The organism is Vibrio sp. S11_S32, assembly GCF_014694465.1.
GTDB classification, from domain to species: Bacteria; Pseudomonadota; Gammaproteobacteria; order Enterobacterales; family Vibrionaceae; genus Vibrio; species Vibrio algicola.
In genome coordinates this window covers 88056-107127 of record NZ_JAAUWS010000003.1, presented here as the reverse complement: position 1 = coordinate 107127, position 19072 = coordinate 88056, and the positions used below count along the sequence as shown (strand labels likewise).

General features: G+C 42.8%; 19 protein-coding genes. 16 read left to right on the top strand and 3 right to left on the bottom strand.

Annotated elements, in window-relative coordinates; translation table 11 throughout:
- Nucleotides 1-245: 245 nt before the first annotated feature.
- Nucleotides 246-3323, bottom strand: a complete 3078-nt coding sequence (gene rne / locus HC723_RS03280) for a ribonuclease E (protein ID WP_190338201.1) — start codon at nt 3321-3323, stop codon at nt 246-248.
- A 595-nt stretch (nt 3324-3918) separates the two neighbouring features.
- On the opposite strand from rne, the gene rluC reads away from it, so the two are divergent.
- Entirely contained in the window at nt 3919-4863 is a 945-nt protein-coding gene (gene rluC / locus HC723_RS03275; RefSeq protein ID WP_153447368.1) for a 23S rRNA pseudouridine(955/2504/2580) synthase RluC, read from the top strand.
- Between the two features lie 10 nt (nt 4864-4873).
- Here the strand turns inward: rluC and HC723_RS03270 are convergent, their stop codons facing one another.
- On the bottom strand, nt 4874-5461 hold the full coding sequence (locus tag HC723_RS03270) for a Maf family protein (RefSeq protein ID WP_190338200.1): 588 nt from the start codon (nt 5459-5461) through the stop codon (nt 4874-4876).
- Nucleotides 5462-5670: 209 nt separating this feature from the next.
- Between HC723_RS03270 and yceD the strand changes: the two genes are divergently transcribed.
- The 15 genes from yceD (at nt 5671) to HC723_RS03195 (ending at nt 18864) form a co-directional block, all read left to right on the top strand.
- A complete protein-coding gene (gene yceD, locus HC723_RS03265; RefSeq protein ID WP_153447366.1) occupies nt 5671-6195 on the top strand; it encodes a 23S rRNA accumulation protein YceD in 525 nt (174 codons plus the stop codon).
- A 44-nt stretch (nt 6196-6239) separates the two neighbouring features.
- Nucleotides 6240-6410, top strand: coding sequence for a 50S ribosomal protein L32 (rpmF, locus tag HC723_RS03260; RefSeq protein ID WP_153447365.1), 171 nt, complete (start codon nt 6240-6242; stop codon nt 6408-6410).
- A 9-nt stretch (nt 6411-6419) separates the two neighbouring features.
- Nucleotides 6420-7445, top strand: a complete 1026-nt coding sequence (gene plsX / locus HC723_RS03255; protein WP_153447364.1) for a phosphate acyltransferase PlsX — start codon at nt 6420-6422, stop codon at nt 7443-7445.
- 5 nt (nt 7446-7450) lie between these two features.
- Complete coding sequence (locus tag HC723_RS03250) at nt 7451-8401, top strand: beta-ketoacyl-ACP synthase III (RefSeq protein ID WP_153447363.1); 951 nt, start codon at nt 7451-7453, stop codon at nt 8399-8401.
- 75 nt (nt 8402-8476) lie between these two features.
- Complete coding sequence (gene fabD / locus HC723_RS03245) at nt 8477-9403, top strand: ACP S-malonyltransferase (RefSeq protein WP_153447362.1); 927 nt, start codon at nt 8477-8479, stop codon at nt 9401-9403.
- A 102-nt stretch (nt 9404-9505) separates the two neighbouring features.
- Nucleotides 9506-10240, top strand: coding sequence for a 3-oxoacyl-ACP reductase FabG (fabG, locus tag HC723_RS03240; RefSeq protein ID WP_153447361.1), 735 nt, complete (start codon nt 9506-9508; stop codon nt 10238-10240).
- A gap of 181 nt (nt 10241-10421) precedes the next feature.
- Nucleotides 10422-10655 carry an acyl carrier protein gene (gene acpP, locus HC723_RS03235; protein WP_153447360.1) on the top strand — a complete coding sequence of 78 codons (234 nt, stop codon included), beginning with the start codon at nt 10422-10424 and terminating at the stop codon, nt 10653-10655.
- Nucleotides 10656-10761: 106 nt separating this feature from the next.
- On the top strand, nt 10762-12006 hold the full coding sequence (gene fabF / locus HC723_RS03230; protein WP_153447359.1) for a beta-ketoacyl-ACP synthase II: 1245 nt from the start codon (nt 10762-10764) through the stop codon (nt 12004-12006).
- A gap of 99 nt (nt 12007-12105) precedes the next feature.
- A complete protein-coding gene (pabC, locus tag HC723_RS03225; RefSeq protein ID WP_190338199.1) occupies nt 12106-12972 on the top strand; it encodes an aminodeoxychorismate lyase in 867 nt (288 codons plus the stop codon).
- On the top strand, nt 12969-13988 hold the full coding sequence (gene mltG / locus HC723_RS03220) for an endolytic transglycosylase MltG (protein ID WP_190338198.1): 1020 nt from the start codon (nt 12969-12971) through the stop codon (nt 13986-13988). The genes pabC and mltG overlap by 4 nt, the downstream gene beginning before the upstream one ends.
- A 3-nt stretch (nt 13989-13991) precedes the next feature.
- Nucleotides 13992-14636 carry a dTMP kinase gene (gene tmk / locus HC723_RS03215; protein ID WP_190338197.1) on the top strand — a complete coding sequence of 215 codons (645 nt, stop codon included), beginning with the start codon at nt 13992-13994 and terminating at the stop codon, nt 14634-14636.
- Between the two features lie 12 nt (nt 14637-14648).
- The gene (locus tag HC723_RS03210) at nt 14649-15614 is read left to right on the top strand and encodes a DNA polymerase III subunit delta' C-terminal domain-containing protein (protein ID WP_153447355.1); all 966 of its coding nucleotides are present in this window, start codon (nt 14649-14651) and stop codon (nt 15612-15614) included.
- A 129-nt stretch (nt 15615-15743) separates the two neighbouring features.
- A complete protein-coding gene (locus HC723_RS03205) occupies nt 15744-16517 on the top strand; it encodes a TatD family hydrolase (protein ID WP_153447354.1) in 774 nt (257 codons plus the stop codon).
- A 256-nt stretch (nt 16518-16773) separates the two neighbouring features.
- Nucleotides 16774-18393, top strand: coding sequence for a PTS transporter subunit EIIC (locus tag HC723_RS03200; protein ID WP_153447353.1), 1620 nt, complete (start codon nt 16774-16776; stop codon nt 18391-18393).
- A 3-nt stretch (nt 18394-18396) separates the two neighbouring features.
- Nucleotides 18397-18864, top strand: a complete 468-nt coding sequence (locus HC723_RS03195; RefSeq protein ID WP_153447352.1) for an RDD family protein — start codon at nt 18397-18399, stop codon at nt 18862-18864.
- Nucleotides 18865-18969: 105 nt separating this feature from the next.
- On the opposite strand, the gene HC723_RS03190 is transcribed toward HC723_RS03195, so the two are convergent.
- Complete coding sequence (locus tag HC723_RS03190) at nt 18970-19071, bottom strand: MetS family NSS transporter small subunit (protein ID WP_153447351.1); 102 nt, start codon at nt 19069-19071, stop codon at nt 18970-18972.
- Nucleotide 19072: the final 1 nt, after the last annotated feature.

The window sequence follows — 19072 nt, the reverse complement described above, 5'->3', positions numbered from 1 at the left end:
ATCTGATCATCTAATTACTTTAATTGGTATTAATTGCATGCGAATGTTACAGAATGGTTGAAATAACTGCAACATCTTCTGTAAGTGTGATCCTTATTTCCCATTAATGAAACAGATTGAAGAGGTTAATAATAGAGGTCAGTTTAAGTGTCAGTATCAATGATTGTGTTGTTTATATTCAATAATAAAAAAGACCACACGAGGTGGTCTTTATATTATTAATTTACCAAGTGGGTAATTAAGTATTACTCACTGAGTGTTTTCGACATTGCTGCTGATGCTTGTCCTGCCGCACTGTTACTACCGGCAACTTTGCCCGTGTAAGTTGAGGTGCGGAAAGGCGCTGCCACGACAGTGATGTCTTTTAGTTCACCAGAACCCGATGCTTTTGCCATTGGTGCGCTAATGTGAGTTTTCACTTTAACGTCGCTCGGCGCTGTCGCGGGTGCTTGAGCTGCTTTTGCAACTGGCTTGACTTCAGTTTCAACTTTAACCGCTGAAGTTTCGGCTGTAGCTTGTGCCATAACTTTATCTTCAACTGGCGTGGTAGCAACCGCAACAGGAGCTTCAACCACTGGTGTGACTTCTGGTGTGGTTACCACAGGCGCTGCAACTGGCTCGACTTTAGCCGTTGGTGCCGGCTTAGCTGTAGGCTCAATTGGCGCTTGAACTTGTTGCTCGATAGCTTTTGGACGGTAGATAACCACTTTGCCCATCGACATTTCAGGACAAGCAACGCCACCAAAGCTTACTTTAGCTTCAACGGTATTGGTTGTTTGAACGTCTGCTACTTGCTCTTGAGCTAGCGCGATATCTTGTACCACAGGTGTTTGTGCATGGTGTTGTGGTTTGTTTGGCGTATATTGCGGCCAAACTTTACCCATTGCCATCTCAGGAGAGGCAACACCACCAGAACGTAAGCGGTATGGATTAGGACGACGGTCACGAGTACGGCGACGACGTTGACCGCTAGCACGAAGGTGACGAGGTGAACGGCGATTACGACGTTGCTGACCGTCTTCTTTTTGCTCAACCTTCGCTTCGGTGTTGGTCGCAGTTGTTTCAGTCGAAACAGCTTCTGTCGATACGGTTTCAGTCGCTACAACAGCATTGGCATCAGAAGTTGCTACCGCAGTGACGGTTTCTTCTTCTTTGGCCGGTTGATTAACACGAACTTTTTTCTTCATCTGACGACGTTGACGACGCTGTTTCACTTGCGTGGTTTTTTCTTCGTGAGATGTGGTTACGTTCGCTTGAGCATCTGCCGCTATTTGCTGACCTTGTTCTGCCAGTTTACTGGTGTCTTTAGTCTGCGCTGCAGATTTTCTGTCTTGCTTAGGTTTGCGTTTTCTTTCTTGACGAACTTCTTGCTCAACTTTGGTATCAAGTGGTTGTACTTGTTCATCTTCACGAGGTTTACGACGCTTATTGCGCTGCTCGTTATTACGCGAATCATTATTGCGGTCGTTACGATTATTACGATCGTTACGGTCACGATAATTATTATTACGGTTACGGTTATTACCTTGCTCATTACGCTTGTTGCGTGGCTGAACTTTTGGTTTTTCCACTTCTTTCGGTGCTTCTTCTTTCGCGGGCTCACTTGAACCTAAGAAGAAGTTGGCAATGGCTTTAAAGAAACCGCCCGATTTTTCTGCTTTTGGCGCAGTGGTGGCAACGGGGGTTACTGGCGCAGCAGTTGGCGCTGGAGCCGGTTCCGATGCAGCAAAACCTTTTAGCACAGGTTCTTCAATACGACGAGGCTTAATGGTTGCCACAGGTTCACGGCTTTCTGCTTCTTTAATCGCTTCAACACGTTGAGGCAATAAGTAAGACAAAATCTTGTGTTCTTCGCCATCACGTAAACGAACGACATCAAAGTGTGGCGTTTCCATGTCTGCATTTGGCACAACAATAATGTTAACTTGCTGGTTTTTCTCGATATGTTGAATCGATTTGCGTTTTTCATTCAATAAGTAAGACGCAATAGGCACAGGGACAACCGCAAGCACTTGCGAACTGTTGTCTTTTAGCGATTCTTCTTCAATTAAACGTAATACCGATAATGCTAATGATTCATTGTCACGCACGACACCGGTACCGGTACAGCGAGGGCAAATATGATGGCTCGCTTCAGCAAGAGATGGACTCAAGCGTTGACGAGACATTTCAAGCAAACCGAAGCGAGAAATACGACCGATTTGAACACGAGCACGATCCATACGAACCGCGTCACGCATGCGAGTTTCTACTTCACGCTGATGACGAACTGGGGTCATATCGATAAAGTCGATCACCACTAAACCACCTAAGTCGCGTAGACGCAATTGACGAGCAATTTCATCTGCAGCTTCAAGGTTAGTATTTAATGCGGTTTCTTCGATGTCGCTGCCTTTGGTGGCGCGCGCTGAGTTGATATCAATCGAAGTCAATGCTTCAGTAGGATCAATAACGATTGAACCACCAGAAGGTAGACGAACTTCTCGTTGGAAAGCCGATTCGATTTGAGTTTCAATTTGGTAGTGAGTAAATAGAGGGATCTCACCATCGTATTTTTTGACACGAGAAACGAAATCTGGACGAACCACTTCGATATGTTCTTTAGCGCGTTCATAAATGGTGTTGCTATCGATAAGGATTTCACCGATATCACGACGTAGATAATCACGAATTGCGCGAACAATAACGTTACTTTCTTGGTGAATTAAGAACGGGGCAGGAGCGGTATCCGCTGCGCCTTTAACCGCAGTCCATTGCTTTAATAGGAATTTAAGATCCCATTCAAGCTCTTCTGCTGTTTTACCTACGCCAGCGGTACGAACAATCAGTCCCATGCCGTGTGGTAATTCTAAAGTGCTTAATGCGGCTTTTAATTGGGTGCGCTCATCACCTTCGATGCGACGAGAAATACCGCCGGCACGAGGGTTATTAGGCATAAGAACTAAATAGCTGCCTGCTAAAGAAATGAAGGTGGTTAAGGCTGCGCCTTTTTGACCGCGTTCTTCTTTCTCAACTTGTACAATTACTTCTTGACCTTCTTTTAGCACTTCTTTAATGCTAGGGCGGCCTTGGTAAGTGTAACCAGCAGGGAAATATTCTTTGGCAATTTCTTTAAGGGGAAGGAAACCGTGGCGATCTGCTCCGTAGTCTACAAATGCAGCCTCTAAGCTTGGTTCTACGCGTGTAATACGGCCTTTATAAATATTTGCTTTCTTAGATTCATGGCCTGGGCTTTCGATATCTAAATCAAATAGCTTTTGACCATCAACTAATGCGACGCGCAACTCTTCTTTTTGAGTTGCGTTGATCAACATTCTTTTCATTGTGTTTTTTCTCGTTGTTTTTCTTCGTGATAATTGCTTATCGCTTTAGTCGTCCAAAGGTGCCAGATCCCATGGCTTTGGCTTCAGCCTCACGGCTGTAAAGGGGATGCTCTGGGGCACAATAGTCACCAGACAATATAAGACTGCCTGGTCCGATTCGAGTCGGTATTACTTCTGCATTGGTTACGTGAGTAGGCGATAAGTTGATCTTCTTAGTGTTATGTCTTACGCCAAATGCAGCACGCACATAAGAAGCTTTCTACTCAAAATTGCAAATGAGCGGGATGAAATTGTATAGGAAATATTCAATCTACCATTTGCAGGTGTGAACTATAGCAGCGCCAAGAAATATCGGCAATCAGCTTTGTTGTAAAGTGAGTAAATAAATAGGAAAACCTGTGATTAACTTTAAACAATGCACTTAGGATAGTGATTTGTATTATGGATAATAACGTTATAAATCAGTTTTTTAGCCTGTATATGTGTTGTTTTTTGAACAATTACAGTGCAATGACTAGTCAACGGGATAAAATAGTAATAATGGTTTGGTTATTATTGTGACACATGTCGCCATTTGAGTGGTAGAATACGCGCTATGAACGAAATTAAAACTGAAATAAAATTTGTCGAGATTGATGCCGATATGGCAGGGCAAAGAATTGATAATTTTTTGCGCAATCAACTTAAACAAATCCCAAAAAGCATGATTTATCGAATTTTGCGTAAGGGAGAGGTCCGAGTAAATAAAAAACGGATTAAAGCCGAATATAAATTACAAGCGGGTGACTCGGTGCGCATTCCTCCGGTGAGGATCACGTTAGAAGAAGATGCTCCACAGTTGAGTACTAAGCTTGATAAAGTGTCGCAACTTGAAAACTGTATTATTTTTGAAGATGACAGCCTACTTATTCTAAATAAACCTTCTGGTACTGCGGTACATGGTGGGAGCGGTTTGAAATTTGGTGCAATTGAGGCATTACGTGCGTTGCGCCCCGATGCGCGCTTTTTAGAATTAGTCCACCGTATTGACCGTGATACGTCGGGCATATTGTTGGTGGCAAAAAAGCGTTCGGCGCTGCGTCATCTGCAAGCTCAGTTTCGCGAAAAGACGGTACAGAAATATTATTTCGCGTTGGTAATGGGGCAATGGAAGCCAAGCTGTAAATCAGTTAAAGCACCATTACTTAAAAACGAAGTCAATAGTATTGTACGTGTGAACCCAAATGGTAAGCCATCTGAAACTCGCTTTAAAGTATTAGAAAAATTTGAGCATGCGACCTTGGTTCAAGCGAGTCCTATTACTGGACGCACCCATCAGATCCGTGTGCATTGCCAATATGTTGGTCACCCGATTGCTTGGGATGATCGCTATGGTGATCGCCGTTTTGATGCTTACACCGCCAAAGTGGGCATGAAACGCTTATTTCTGCATGCGGCTAATATTAAATTTACGCATCCCGCGACGGAAGACAAATTTGAAATATCAGCGCCAATGGAAGCCAAGCTTGAAGCCGCGTTAACGAAATTACGCGGCCAATAAACAAGCTGGTTTAAAGTACGTCGAACCCTTGTCGCGCTAACATGTCGGTTAACGTGATAAGTGGCAGGCCGATTAAACTATTGGGATCGATGCCTTCTAAGCGTTGAAACAGGGCAATGCCTAAGCCTTCACTTTTAAAACTGCCGGCACAATAGAAAGGTTGTTCTTTATCGACATAGTTTTCGATTTGTTTGACGGTTAGTTGACGGAAATGAACGATAAAAGTATCTAGCTGTACCTCACATTCTGAGGTGGCAGAGTTATACAAAGCCACACCGGTATAAAAGGTAATAGCACGGCCATTGGCTTGGGATAATTGAGCAATAGCATTGTCACGATCAAGCGGTTTACCTATAATCTGGTCATCAATCACGCAAACTTGATCGGAACCAATAACTAAATGATGTTGGTTGGGGTTTAAATGGCAAGATTGCGCTTTTGCTTGTGCCAGTCGCCTCACCAATTGTTGCGCGCTTTCACCAGCCAGTGGGGTTTCATCACACTGAGGTTCGAGTGTGCTAAAGGATATCGATAATTTTTCTAGCAAGGCTTTTCGGTAAACGGAAGTAGAGGCTAGAATTAAGTTGGTATGCTGCATTATGGTTGTACCTAAAGTCAGTAACGCTAATAAAGGTTATAGCACTAAAGTGGTGACTAATGTTACGCGCTACGATAAAGCAATTAGCGGTTCGCGTCATATAGATTTGATTCGAGCTAAGATTTAAATAAAAAATTGGCAAGAATAAGTGTAAGTTTTTTACCTTTTTCTTTGACTAAATTTGTTTTGAAGGATAAGATTCGCGCCCTATGCAAAAGGTAAAAATACCGCGTACAGTAGACCCAGCAAAATCTGCTCAAAAACGCTTAGATTATCAAGGTATAATCCAAGTCAGTTTATTAAAGCAAATTGCCGAGTTAACTGAAGGCGTTAAACGTGACGCAGAAGTCACATTGAGTTTTGAGTTAGATGAACAGCGACTCACCGTTATCTCTGGTAAAGCTAACGTTGAAGTTGATTTAGAGTGTCAACGCTGTAATCAAAACTTCACCCATTTGTGTGAAGTAGAGTTCACTTGTACTCCTTATTATAATGAGAAAAGTGAACAAGACGCACCGGAAGAGTACGATTTGGTAGATCTAAACGAGTACGGTGAGTTGGATTTGATTAAATTAGTGGAAGACGAGTTCATTCTAGAATTACCTCAAATTGCAATGCATGACGAATCTGTTTGTAGCGTTAAATCAAACAATTTGGTATTTGGTCAACTTCCAGATGAACTTCTAGAAGACAAACCGAATCCATTCGATGTTTTAAAAAATTTGAAGCGTTAGTCCTTGATAAAAGCACCAACGTCTAAAAACAAAGGAGTAGGGTCATGGCCGTACAAAAAAGTAAAAAATCACGTTCAATGCGTGGCATGCGTCGTTCACACGATGCGCTAACTACAGCTTCATTATCTGTAGACGCAACTTCAGGTGAAACTCACCTACGTCACAACGTGACTGCTGACGGTTTTTACCGTGGCAAAAAGGTTATCAATAAGTAAGGTTAACCTTTGCAAACTATAACCGTTGCACTTGATGCAATGGGCGGGGATTTCGGTCCTCGCGTAACAGTGCCTGCCGCCGTGCAGGCATTGTCACATTTCCCAGAGCTGAAAGTTATTCTTGTCGGTGATCGTGAGCTTATCACGCAACAACTGACCACTATCGGATTTAGTCCGACCCATCGTCTCGTCATTAAACATAGTGACAGATGCATTTCTAATTGTGACAAACCTTCTCTTGCACTGCGAAATAGTGTAGGCAGCTCGATGCGTATTGCTTTGGATCTGGTTGCAGATGATGAAGCCAATGCTTGCGTGAGTTGCGGTAACACTGGTGCACTAATGGCGTTATCAAAATTTCGTCTAAAATTATTACCCGGTATCGATCGCCCTGCATTGGTCAGTGTTTTGCCGACCACCACTGGTAACAAAACCTGGATGCTCGATCTCGGTGCCAACGTATCGGTTGATGCCGACACCTTATTTCAATTTGCTGTTATGGGTAGCGCTTTAGCCGAAATTCATATTAATGAACGACCTAAAGTGGCGATCTTAAATATTGGTGAAGAAGAAATTAAAGGCAATGATTTGGTTAAACGCTGTTCAGAGCTTCTGACCCAAACCAAAGAAGTCAATTATTGTGGTTATATTGAAGGCAATCAACTGTTTCATAATGTAGCGGATGTGGTTGTTTGTGATGGATTTGTCGGCAATGTATGCTTAAAATCTTGTGAAGGTGTTGCGCATTTATTTCTTGATAAAGTCAAAAACCACTTTAGTTCGTCGAAGTTAAAGGGCTGGATTGCAAAAAAATTATTTTCTAGCTTGTTTAATGAGCTAAAAGTACTGAACCCCGACCAGTATAATGGTGCAAGTTTGCTAGGATTGCGGGGCACTGTTATTAAGAGTCATGGTCAAGCAGATACATCTGCTATTATCAATGCAATTGGTGAAGCGGTACATGAAGTCAAACAGCAAGTCCCAAGCCGTATCAGCGATCGTCTAGAAGCAGTATTACTCGAGAGGCATTATTAGTCTGCATGAATAGTAAAATTTTAGGAACGGGCAGCTACCTGCCACAACAGGTGCGTACTAACGCCGATTTAGAAAAAATGGTCGATACCAGTGATGAGTGGATTGTCACTCGCACCGGCATTCGTGAACGCCGTATCTCGGCGGTAGATGAATCGGTTGCAGATATGGCTTTTCAAGCATCATTAAATGCGATTGAAATGTCAGGTGTCGATAAAAATGATATCGACTTGATTATTTTAGCAACCAGTACCGCCAGTCATAAATTCCCATCTTCAGCCTGCCAAGTGCAAGCAATGCTAGGTATTACCGGTTGTCCAGCCTTCGATTTATCGGCCGCTTGCACTGGTTTTGTGTACGCATTATCGGTTGCCGACCAACATATTAAATCGGGTATGGCGAAAAATGTGTTAGTGATCGGCGCAGATGCGTTATCAAAAACCTGTGATCCAACCGATCGTGGCACCATTATTTTATTTGGTGATGCAGCGGGTGCTGTGGTACTGGGTGCTTCTGAAGAGCAAGGCATTATCTCAACGCATTTACATGCCGATGGTCGTTTTGGTGAGTTATTGAGCCTAGAAGAAGCAAAACGTGGTGAGCCTATCGATGCTTGGCTACACATGGCCGGTAATGAAGTGTTTAAAGTCGCCGTGACTCAATTATCAAGATTGGTAAAAGATACCTTAGAAGCGAATGGCATGGCCAAAACCGAACTCGATTGGTTAGTGCCGCATCAAGCGAACTTGCGTATTATTTCAGCCACAGCGAAAAAACTGGCAATGTCATTAGATCAAGTGGTGGTTACTCTTGATCGTCATGGCAATACTTCTGCTGCCACGGTCCCAACAGCGCTGGATGAAGCGGTGCGTGATGGTCGTATTCAACGTGGTCACATGCTATTGCTTGAAGCCTTTGGTGGTGGATTTACTTGGGGCTCAGCTCTGGTTAAGTTCTAGGGTTAAATTTTAATTTCTATTGGCAGATCATCTAAAGTGGTCTGCTCGTTTCATTTAAGTAAAAGGAAATTTGCAATGAGTAAGTTTGCTGTAGTATTCCCAGGACAAGGCTCACAAAGTGTCGCAATGTTGGCCGAACTTGGTGAGCAATACGATGTAGTCCAAAAAACATTTGCCCAAGCATCTGAAGCACTAGGTTACGATCTTTGGGCTTTGGTTCAAAATGGCCCGGTGGAAGATTTAAACGAAACTTTCCGTACTCAACCAGCATTACTTGCCGCTTCAGTAGCGATTTGGCGTGTTTGGCAGGAAGTGGGAGGGGAACAACCTCAACTGATCGCAGGACATAGCTTAGGAGAGTATTCTGCTTTGGTATGCGCGGGCGTGATTGATTTTCAACAAGCGATCAAGCTGGTGGCACTGCGCGGCGAACTGATGCAACAAGCGGTTCCTGCGGGTATTGGCGCAATGTATGCCATCATTGGTTTAGATGATGCAGCGATTGCCAAAGCCTGTGAAGAGGCTGCGCAAGGTGAAGTAGTTTCTCCGGTAAACTTTAATTCACCAGGTCAAGTGGTGATTGCGGGCAATAAAGCAGCGGTCGATCGTGCTGGGGTATTATGTAAAGAAGCGGGCGCGAAACGTGCCTTGTCACTACCAGTTTCAGTGCCTTCACATTGTGCATTGATGCAACCGGCGGCAGAGAAGCTTGCATTGGCATTAGCGGACATTGAATTTAGTGCGCCAATGATCCCGGTGATCAACAATGTTGATGTGATTGCACAAACCGATCCGGCTAAAATCAAAGATGCGCTTGTTCGTCAATTACATAGCCCGGTTCGTTGGACGGAAGGCGTGGTTAGCATGCATGAGCAAGGTATTGAAAACTTATTAGAGTTCGGCCCAGGCAAGGTTCTGACCGGCTTAACAAAACGCATTGTGAAGACGTTAACGGCACAAGCGGTAAATGATGTCGCATCACTGGATGCCGCGCGCGGATAATATTGAGTCTCAACCAGAGCAATTATCGGTACCGTTCATTCCTTTGGTTGGGATAATACAATTATTTAATGATGATTATTGTCGTGATAATAAGGACATAAAATGAAGCTTGAAGGTAAAATTGCACTGGTCACCGGTGCGAGTCGTGGTATTGGCCGAGCCATTGCTGAGTTATTAGTGGAGCGTGGCGCAACTGTAATTGGAACCGCGACCAGTGAATCTGGCGCACAAGCTATTAGTGATTATCTTGGTGATAAAGGTAAAGGCTTAGCGCTTAATGTGACTGATTCTGATTCTGTTGCTATCACTATCAAAACGATCAATGATGAATTTGGCGCTATTGATATTCTAGTTAACAATGCTGGTATTACTCGTGATAACTTGCTGATGCGTATGAAAGACGACGAATGGCAAGATATTATGGATACCAACCTAACTTCGATTTTCCGTTTATCAAAAGCGGTCCTTCGTGGCATGATGAAAAAACGTCACGGTCGTGTTATAAATGTAGGTTCTGTGGTCGGTACCATGGGTAATGCAGGTCAAGCAAACTATGCTGCGGCTAAAGCTGGTGTGATTGGTTTTACTAAATCAATGGCTCGTGAAGTGGCTTCTCGTGGTATAACTGTTAATACAGTTGCACCTGGTTTTATCGAAACCGATATGACAAAAGCACTGAATGATGACCAACGTGCTGCTACACTTGCACAAGTGCCAGCAGGTCGTTTAGGTGATCCGCGTGAAATTGCATCAGTTGTTGCCTTTTTAGCTTCAGATGATGCGGCTTACATGACTGGCGAAACGCTACATGTAAATGGTGGTATGTATATGGTTTAAGTCTATATGTTGGTTTTTTAATCGCCACATGTATGATTTAAGTCAAAAATATATTAATTTTCAGTAAAAAAGTGGAAAATTGTGGTTCGACCAGTAAGGTCAGGCTTGCAACTTTTCTAACTTTGCATAAACTACTGTCAACATCGCATTTAAGCGAACTCTCTGTAATAGGAAAAGAAAAATGAGCAACATCGAAGAACGCGTAAGAAAAATCATTATTGAACAACTAGGTGTAGATGAAGCAGAAGTGAAAAATGAAGCTTCTTTCGTTGATGATCTAGGTGCTGATTCATTAGATACAGTAGAGCTAGTAATGGCTTTAGAAGAGGAATTCGATACTGAAATTCCTGATGAAGAAGCAGAAAAAATTACTACTGTTCAAGCTGCGATCGACTACGTAAACAGCGCACAGTAATAATAACATCCCCAGGCGGTCTCCTAGACCGCCTGAGTTTTATCTATTGAACACCTCTCTTTTTATATCTCTCACATTCTCTCAATAATTCTCCGGAGAAAAAATCGTGTCCAAACGTCGTGTAGTAGTTACAGGCATGGGGATGTTATCACCGGTTGGTAATACCGTTGATTCTTCTTGGAAAGCCTTATTAGCCGGTCAAAGTGGTATTGTAAATATCGAACACTTTGATGCCACCAATTTCAGTACTCGTTTCGCAGGTCTAGTTAAAGATTTTAACTGTGAAGAGTACATGTCGAAAAAAGATGCGCGTAAAATGGATTTATTTATCCAATACGGTATCGCTGCGGGTATTCAAGCCTTTAAAGATTCAGGTCTAGTGGTAACAGAAGATAATAACGCCCGTGTTGGGGTGGCGATTGGTTCTGGTATTGGCGGCATTGGTATCATTGAACAAGCCGCCGTTGCTCTAGAGACTAAAGGTCCGCGTAAAATCAGTCCATTCTTTGTACCATCAACCATCGTCAATATGATTGCAGGGCACCTGTCTATCATTAACGGTCTACGAGGTCCAAATATTGCGATTTCAACCGCTTGTACCACAGGTTTACATAATATTGGTCACGCGGCACGTATGATCGCTTATGGCGACGCTGACGCAATGCTTGCTGGTGGCGCTGAAAAAGCTTCAACCCCACTTGCAATGGGTGGTTTTGCCGCGGCTAAAGCATTATCAAGTCGTAATGATGAACCACAACAAGCTTCTCGTCCTTGGGATAAAGACCGTGATGGTTTTGTGCTGGGTGATGGTGCTGGAATGATGATGGTTGAAGAATACGAACACGCGAAAGCTCGTGGCGCAAAAATTTACTGCGAAATTGTCGGTTTTGGTATGAGTGGCGATGCTTATCACATGACGTCACCAAGTGCTGATGGCTCTGGTGGTGCGCTGGCAATGGAAGCGGCGCTGCGCGATGCTGGCATTACCGGCGATAAAATCGGTTATGTCAATGCTCATGGTACTTCGACTCCTGCGGGCGATGTGGCCGAAACCCTTGGGATTAAACGTGCTCTTGGTGAAGAAGCGTGTAAAACTGTCTTGGTATCATCAACCAAATCTATGACGGGTCATTTACTTGGCGCGGCCGGTTCGGTTGAGTCGATCATTACTGCGATGAGTTTGGTCGATCAAATTGTACCGCCAACCATTAATCTCGATAACCCTGATGAAGGTTGTGATCTAGATTATGTTGCTCATACCGCGCGTAAAGTCGAAAATATGGAGTACGCTCTATGTAACTCATTTGGCTTTGGCGGTACTAACGGTTCATTGATCTTTAAACGACTGTAATATCTGTCGGGTATTTATTGTTTGATAAGATGAAAAAAACGGCTTAATGCGTTAGCATTAGGCCGTTTTTATTGAATTGTAAAATGGAATTGAAACTCAATGTTTTATGTCAATGGTAAGCCACAAACCGAGATCGCGATAAGCGACCGTTCATTTCAATATGGCGATGGTTGCTTTACCACTATGCTGGTGGTCAATGGACATATTCAGCATTGGGCTTTACACCAACAGCGTTTAGAACAAGCGCTATCAGTGCTGCAAATGCCACTCCCTGATTGGAAACAAGTCCAGCAGTGGCTAGCTATTGCGCTTGAACCTATTTTACAAGCCTCATTGGCATCATCAATTATACGAAGTGGGCTGAAATTACATATTAGCCGTGGATGTGGCGGACGAGGTTACAGTGCGATTGGTGCCGATACTCCTTTGATCACTATTCATACTTTTGATTACCCGCAACACTACCAAGCATGGCAGACAAATGGTATCAAACTTGGCATCAGTGATTTGTCGCTCGGTCTCAACCCGATGCTGGCTGGGATTAAACATAATAATCGTTTAGAGCAAGTGCTGATCAAGTCCAAATTTGCTCACACTTGTTATGATGATGTGGTGGTGTGTGATATCAATCAACAGGTGATCGAAACCAGCGCTTCCAATTTATTTTGGATAAAAAACAATCATCTGTACACGGCGGATTTGAGTTCTTGTGGTGTGACAGGTACGATGCGTCAGCAAGTTTTACAATTGGCCCAATCGTTCAACTTAAACGTTAACATGGCTAATTATGTGTTGGCGGATTTGCTCGGCGCTGACGAAGTCTTTATCTCCAATGCGCTGCATGGCATTGTACCAGTGGTGAAGATTGACACAGGCAATAGCCATTTAGCTAAAAAAGATAACCCGCAATATTGTTATCCCATTGGAAACCAAACACGTCAATTTCAGGAGAGACTAAATTCGTGATAAAGAAATTACTTATTTTACTTGTGCTATTAGCTGCAGCTGCAACCGCGGTGGTGTTCTATGCCAAAGCGCAAGTGCAACATTATATCGAACAGCCTGTTGCAGTGAGTTCGCCACAATTGTTAACCATCTCTCATGGCATGACGTTACGCATTGCATTGCGAACAATGGAGCAAGATAATTGGTTGCAATCAACGCCTTTTACTCGCTTATTGCCGCGTTTATATCCAAATTTGGTGCATCTGAAAGCGGGAACGTATCAAGTGATGCCAAAGCAATCATTACAGTCACTATTAACCACAATGGTTTCAGGCAAAGAACATCAATTCTCCATCACCTTTATTGAAGGCAGCCGCTTTAATGAGTGGCTCCCGTTACTGAAAAATGCGCCAGGCTTAATCCATAAAACTCAAAACATGAGTGAAGCTGAAATTGCGCAATATCTTGGCGAAGATAAAACCAAATTAGAAGGTTTATTGTTAGCTGAAACGTACCATTACACCGAAGGCATGAGCGATCTCGAAATTTTAAAACGTGCTCATCATGCGTTAAACCGCGAACTTGATTTGGCATGGAAAAACCGTGAGAAAAACTTGCCGCTGAAAACCCCATATCAAGCACTCACGTTGGCTTCTATTATAGAAAAAGAAACCGCGATTGAATCGGAGCGTAAACGTATTGCATCGGTTTTCATTAATCGATTAAACCGCCACATGCGATTACAAACTGATCCTACCGTGATCTATGGCATTGGCGATAAATATGACGGCAATATTACGCGTAAAGATTTGCGCACCCCAACGGCTTACAATACCTATGTGATTAATGGCTTGCCACCAACGCCAATCGCAATGCCAGGAGTGGAATCTATCCAAGCGGCGTTAAATCCAGAGAAAAGCCATTATCTGTATTTTGTCGCCAGTGGTAATGGCGGTCATGTATTTACCTCATCATTGGCTGAACATAATCGAGCTGTACGCAGTTATCTTAGAACCTTAAAAGCGAATAAGAATTAAATAATGAGTAATCCAAAATTTGTGGTAGTCGAAGGCTTAGAAGGGGCGGGTAAAAGTACCGCGATTAGTACCATTCTGGATGTATTTTCCGAGCAAGGTCTCAGTGATGTCGCCCAAACCCGCGAACCGGGTGGAACCGTGCTGGCAGAGAAAATGCGTAGCTTAGTTAAAGATGATCACGATGGTGAGCAACTGCAAGATATTAGTGAGCTATTACTCATATATGCAGCAAGAGTACAATTGGTTGAGAACGTGATTAAGCCTGCTCTGGCTCAAGGGCGCTGGGTATTGGGTGATCGCCATGATTTATCTTCTCAAGCTTATCAAGGTGGTGGTCGTAAGATCCCAGCTGACATCATGGCAAACTTGAAACAGATCACCTTAGGGGATTTTAAACCCGCTCTAACCTTGTATCTTGATATCGATCCAGAGCTTGGCTTACAACGCGCCAGAGGCCGAGGTGAACTTGACCGTATCGAAAAAATGGATCTGAGTTTTTTTGAGCGTGCCCGTGATCGTTACCTACAAGCGGCGCAACAAGATCCAACGATTATCACTATCAATGCCAATCAAGATTTAGAATCGGTGACGGCAGATATTCGCCATGCCTTAAATACTTGGTTTCAACACTCTATATCCGCTAACTAGGAGTACTTTTTGATGTCAGAATATCCTTGGTTAGTCTCTACATGGCAGCATTGGCAAGACCTTTTACAACAAGGCGCTTTGCCTAATGCCATATTATGCCAAGCCAAATCAGGCACTGGAATCGAGGATATTGTCGAAAAATTAGCAATGGCGGTGGTGTGCAAAAACAGCGAGCAACAAGCGTGTGGATTTTGTCATAGTTGTGAGTTGAGTAAAGGTGAAAATCATCCGGATATCCATTGGATCCGACCTGAGAAAGAAGGCAAAAATATCATCGTTGATCAAATTCGAGAAGCGAATCGATTAGCGTTAGAGTCGTCACAGTTGGGCGGTAAACGCATTATTATTATTTCACCGGCTGAAGCGATGAACGAGTCAGCGGCGAATGCATTATTAAAAACATTAGAAACCCCACCCGAGCAGTGTCATTTTGTTTTATTGACCACCGATAAATCCCGCTTATTAGCGACCATTACTAGCCGTTGCCAAACATGGTTGGTAGGTGCGTTGAATAAAGAGGCACTGTTGAGTTGGTTAAGCACTCAACCGACGCTCGACAATCAAATTCCGCCGGATTGGCAGCATATTAAAATGTACGCCGATTCCCCATTACTCGCGGTTGAGTTTATTAAACAAAAGAAAACTCAAGAATTTGAACAATTACAACGATTACTACTCAAGGTTGTACAAACCAAGCAAGTTAATATTACCGAGGCACAAACCTTATTCAAATTAGAACCGTTGGATAAAATTCGTTGGTTAACCTACATTTTGAGTGATGTGCAAAAATCTCATTTTGGAATATTAACCGAGATTAATAACTCCGATTTCATTCAACTATCTCAGCTTTTACCTTACCAATTGGCTTATGAGCAATATCATGCATTAGTGAAACTGCAGCAATTGCTTAGCACTTCCAGCGGGCTCAATACTGAATTGCTGATTGTCGATTGGCTGCTAAAGTTCACACTAGCTTAATGCTTAAACCTAGCTGATTTGAAAGGGTACGACTAAATGTACCGATTTTGCAGTGGCTAGGGTTTTGATTTAACGCGCCTCTTATTCTATTTTTACTTTTATTCATCTCTAATTTGGGAATGCACTCACATGTATATCGATTCACACTGCCATTTAGACAAACTTAATTATACCGATTTGCACCTTGATGTAGCCGATGTCATTGCCAAAGCAAAACAGGTTGGGGTAGAACAAATGCTGAGTGTTGGCGTGACCTTAGAAGCCTTTCCAAATATGCTTAACATGATCGAAGCGTTCGATAACGTGTATGCCTCTTGTGGTGTGCACCCACTCGATTGTGAAAGTGAATTTGATTACGCGCAATTTAAAGCATTTGCTGCCAATCCCAAGGTGGTAGCAATAGGTGAAACGGGGTTTGATTTTTTCTATCAACCTGAAACCGCTGTGCGCCAAACTGAATTATTTGAGCAGCATGTTGAATTAGCAGTAGAAGTCAATAAACCTCTGATCATCCATACACGTAATGCTCGGGCTGAAACCTTAGATCTGCTCAGAAATGGTCATGCTGAAAAATGTGGTGGGGTGATCCATTGTTTCACTGAAGACTTAGCCTTTGCAGAAGCAGCAATGGAACTCGGTTTTTATATTTCCTTGTCAGGCATTATCACCTTTAATCAAGCCAAAGAATTACAACAAGTGGTGAAACGTTTGCCTTTGGAGCGATTATTGATTGAAACTGACTCACCTTTCCTCGCACCGGTTCCGCATCGAGGCAAAGAAAACCAACCGGCTTATGTGGTCGATGTGGCTAAAAAGCTAGCAAAATTACAACAGTGTGATTTAGAAACTGTACAGCAAACAACCACGTTAAACTTTCAAGAATTATTTATTAATCGTCATTAATAACTGTTAAAAATTATAAATATCGTCTACTTTTTAGCCATCTATCTGGTTTTTAAAATATGTGATCATGGTCACCTTTATTGATATTTAAAGCTTTTTTTCGATACAAAAATTAAATGAGATCAAAAAAAACACAGTCTTTACGCTTACGAGGGTTGAATGGTTTGACAAGCTATACAAGGGCGAATAAGGTACGCCCACTAGGTGTTTTTGTAATATTTAGTAAACATAATTATAATTTAAGGAGTAAGGGGTTATGAAAGCCTTTTTTAGTAAATTATCGCAAGCTTTAATGCTTCCGATAGCGCTGTTGCCAGCAGCAGGTATTATGCTGGGTATCGGGGGAAGTTTCACCAATCAGAGTATGATTGATGCATACCAAATTTCAATTTTACAAAACGGTACGGTACTGAATAACTTCCTGCAAGTTATGACTGCTGCCGGTGATGTTGTTTTCGGTAACATTCCACTGCTATTTGCGCTTGCAATTGCCATTGGTTTTGCTCGTGCTGAGAAAGGTTCTGCCGCTCTTGCTGCTGCTATCTCTTACCTAGTAATGAACGTTGCTATTGCTAAGACACTTGCAGTATCTGGCATGGTAGATGGTAATACAGTGGTACTGATGGGGACCCATTATGCTGGTATTTTAGGTGATATTTTAGGTATCTCTAATACGTTAAGCATGGGTGTATTTGGCGGTCTTATTGCGGGTGGTTTCACCGTTCTACTGCATAATAAATACCATGATGTCGTTCTTCCAGATTACCTAGGCTTCTTTGCGGGTGCTCGTTTCGTTCCGATCATCTCTGCTTTTGCGGCATTGTTCTACGGTATCGCGCTTGTATTCATCTGGCCTTACATTGGCGCAGTATTCGGTTCTATCGGTGCTGCTCTTGGTGATATGACAGCTTCTGGCCACGGTTATATTGCTTCATTTATCTTTGGTATCGTTGAACGTTCTTTGATCCCTGTTGGTCTTCACCATGTATTCTACTTGCCACTATGGCAAACAGAGATTGGTGGCACTGCACACATTGCCGGTCACGTGGTTAAAGGTACGCAAAATATCTTCTTCGCTTCACTTGCAAGCGGCGATTACTCACAATTCTCTTCAACCAACTTTATGACGGGTAAATTCCCATTCATGATGTTTGGTCTTCCAGCAGCTGCGTACGCGATGTACACACTAGCCGATGATGCAAACAAGAAAGTAGCGGGTGGTTTACTATTCTCTATCGCATTAACCGCATTCTTGACAGGTATTACTGAACCAATTGAGTTCACATTCCTATTCTTGTCTGCACCACTTTACTACTTGATCCACGTGCCACTAGCGGGTATCTCGTTCATGCTTATGGACTTGTTAAACGTGAAAGTTGGTATGACATTTAGTGGTGGTTTCATTGACTTCAGCTTATTTGGTATGTTGCCAGGCTTAACGGGTACGGCAAACAATTGGTACTACATTCCAATCGTTGGTGCTTTTTATGCTCCAATCTACTTCTTCCTATTCCGTTGGTACATCGTGAAATTCGATGTTAAAACTCCAGGTCGTAAAGGTAGTGCGATTGCAGTGGTTTCTAAGAAAGATTTCCATGCAGCTAAAGCGGCAGAAAAATCAGGTAGCAGCGATACCCAAGTTGATGCCATGATTGAAGCTCTTGGTGGCGCAGACAACATCAACGATGTTGATGCTTGTATTACTCGTTTACGTATCAGCGTAAAAGATGGTAGTAAAGTATTAGGTAACGATCACTGGACACAAGAACTGGGCGCGAAAGGCTTAGTGAAAGTCGGTGATACGGCTATCCAAGCGATTTACGGCGCACAAGCTGCCAAATACAAAGCAGCGATTAACTCTAAGCTTGGTCGTTAATGAATGAGCTTTAAGCAAAAATATAAACGAACCGGTTCATTTGTCATCGATCTCGCTATTGTGCAGATGTTTGCCAAAATAGCGAGTGAGATCTACAGTGGGGTACTGGCGTATGCTTCCCAAGGTACAGGTGTCTCGGTTTCGTTTCATGATGCGATAGCCTTACCGGTTTTGCTGCTTATTATCATCAGCGTGTTGTTTATTACGATTGGCGTTTATATGGGGTATCACTGGCTGTGTTATCGATTGCTTGGCAATTCATTCTCACGATATTTTTTGCGTCTTTCGGTCGAGTCGTTAACCGATGAACCGATGACACAATCGCGCTACTTAAAGCGTGAATTTCAAAAGATATATTTAAGTGTGGCAACGTTAGGGGGCTATGTTTTATACAGTGGCGCTCAATACCTTACTCACTCAAATCCACCTTGGCATGATAAGAAGTTTTCGACCACAGTAGTTGAATATTGAGTTCGAATACTAAATCATTGCTATTGAGTTTATAAATAAAAAGCCCATTTCTTCAATTGAGGAAATGGGCTTTATTTTATCTCATGTACTCAGTTTGAGTACTCGCTATTGGTTACTACTATTCATTGCTCTGCGGATACAAAGAGCAGCGCCGCCCCAAGTAATACCAAGACCAATGATCATCATAATAATGGCACCTGTTGTCATA

Coding starts and splice junctions, on each gene's coding strand:
- rne (WP_190338201.1), bottom strand. CDS start 3,323: ATGAAAAGAATGTTGATCAACGCAACTCAAAAAGAAGAGTTGCGCGTC.
- rluC (WP_153447368.1), top strand. CDS start 3,919: ATGAACGAAATTAAAACTGAAATAAAATTTGTCGAGATTGATGCCGAT.
- HC723_RS03270 (WP_190338200.1), bottom strand. CDS start 5,461: ATGCAGCATACCAACTTAATTCTAGCCTCTACTTCCGTTTACCGAAAA.
- yceD (WP_153447366.1), top strand. CDS start 5,671: ATGCAAAAGGTAAAAATACCGCGTACAGTAGACCCAGCAAAATCTGCT.
- rpmF (WP_153447365.1), top strand. CDS start 6,240: ATGGCCGTACAAAAAAGTAAAAAATCACGTTCAATGCGTGGCATGCGT.
- HC723_RS03250 (WP_153447363.1), top strand. CDS start 7,451: ATGAATAGTAAAATTTTAGGAACGGGCAGCTACCTGCCACAACAGGTG.
- fabD (WP_153447362.1), top strand. CDS start 8,477: ATGAGTAAGTTTGCTGTAGTATTCCCAGGACAAGGCTCACAAAGTGTC.
- fabG (WP_153447361.1), top strand. CDS start 9,506: ATGAAGCTTGAAGGTAAAATTGCACTGGTCACCGGTGCGAGTCGTGGT.
- acpP (WP_153447360.1), top strand. CDS start 10,422: ATGAGCAACATCGAAGAACGCGTAAGAAAAATCATTATTGAACAACTA.
- pabC (WP_190338199.1), top strand. CDS start 12,106: ATGTTTTATGTCAATGGTAAGCCACAAACCGAGATCGCGATAAGCGAC.
- tmk (WP_190338197.1), top strand. CDS start 13,992: ATGAGTAATCCAAAATTTGTGGTAGTCGAAGGCTTAGAAGGGGCGGGT.
- HC723_RS03210 (WP_153447355.1), top strand. CDS start 14,649: ATGTCAGAATATCCTTGGTTAGTCTCTACATGGCAGCATTGGCAAGAC.
- HC723_RS03205 (WP_153447354.1), top strand. CDS start 15,744: ATGTATATCGATTCACACTGCCATTTAGACAAACTTAATTATACCGAT.
- HC723_RS03200 (WP_153447353.1), top strand. CDS start 16,774: ATGAAAGCCTTTTTTAGTAAATTATCGCAAGCTTTAATGCTTCCGATA.
- HC723_RS03195 (WP_153447352.1), top strand. CDS start 18,397: ATGAGCTTTAAGCAAAAATATAAACGAACCGGTTCATTTGTCATCGAT.
- HC723_RS03190 (WP_153447351.1), bottom strand. CDS start 19,071: ATGACAACAGGTGCCATTATTATGATGATCATTGGTCTTGGTATTACT.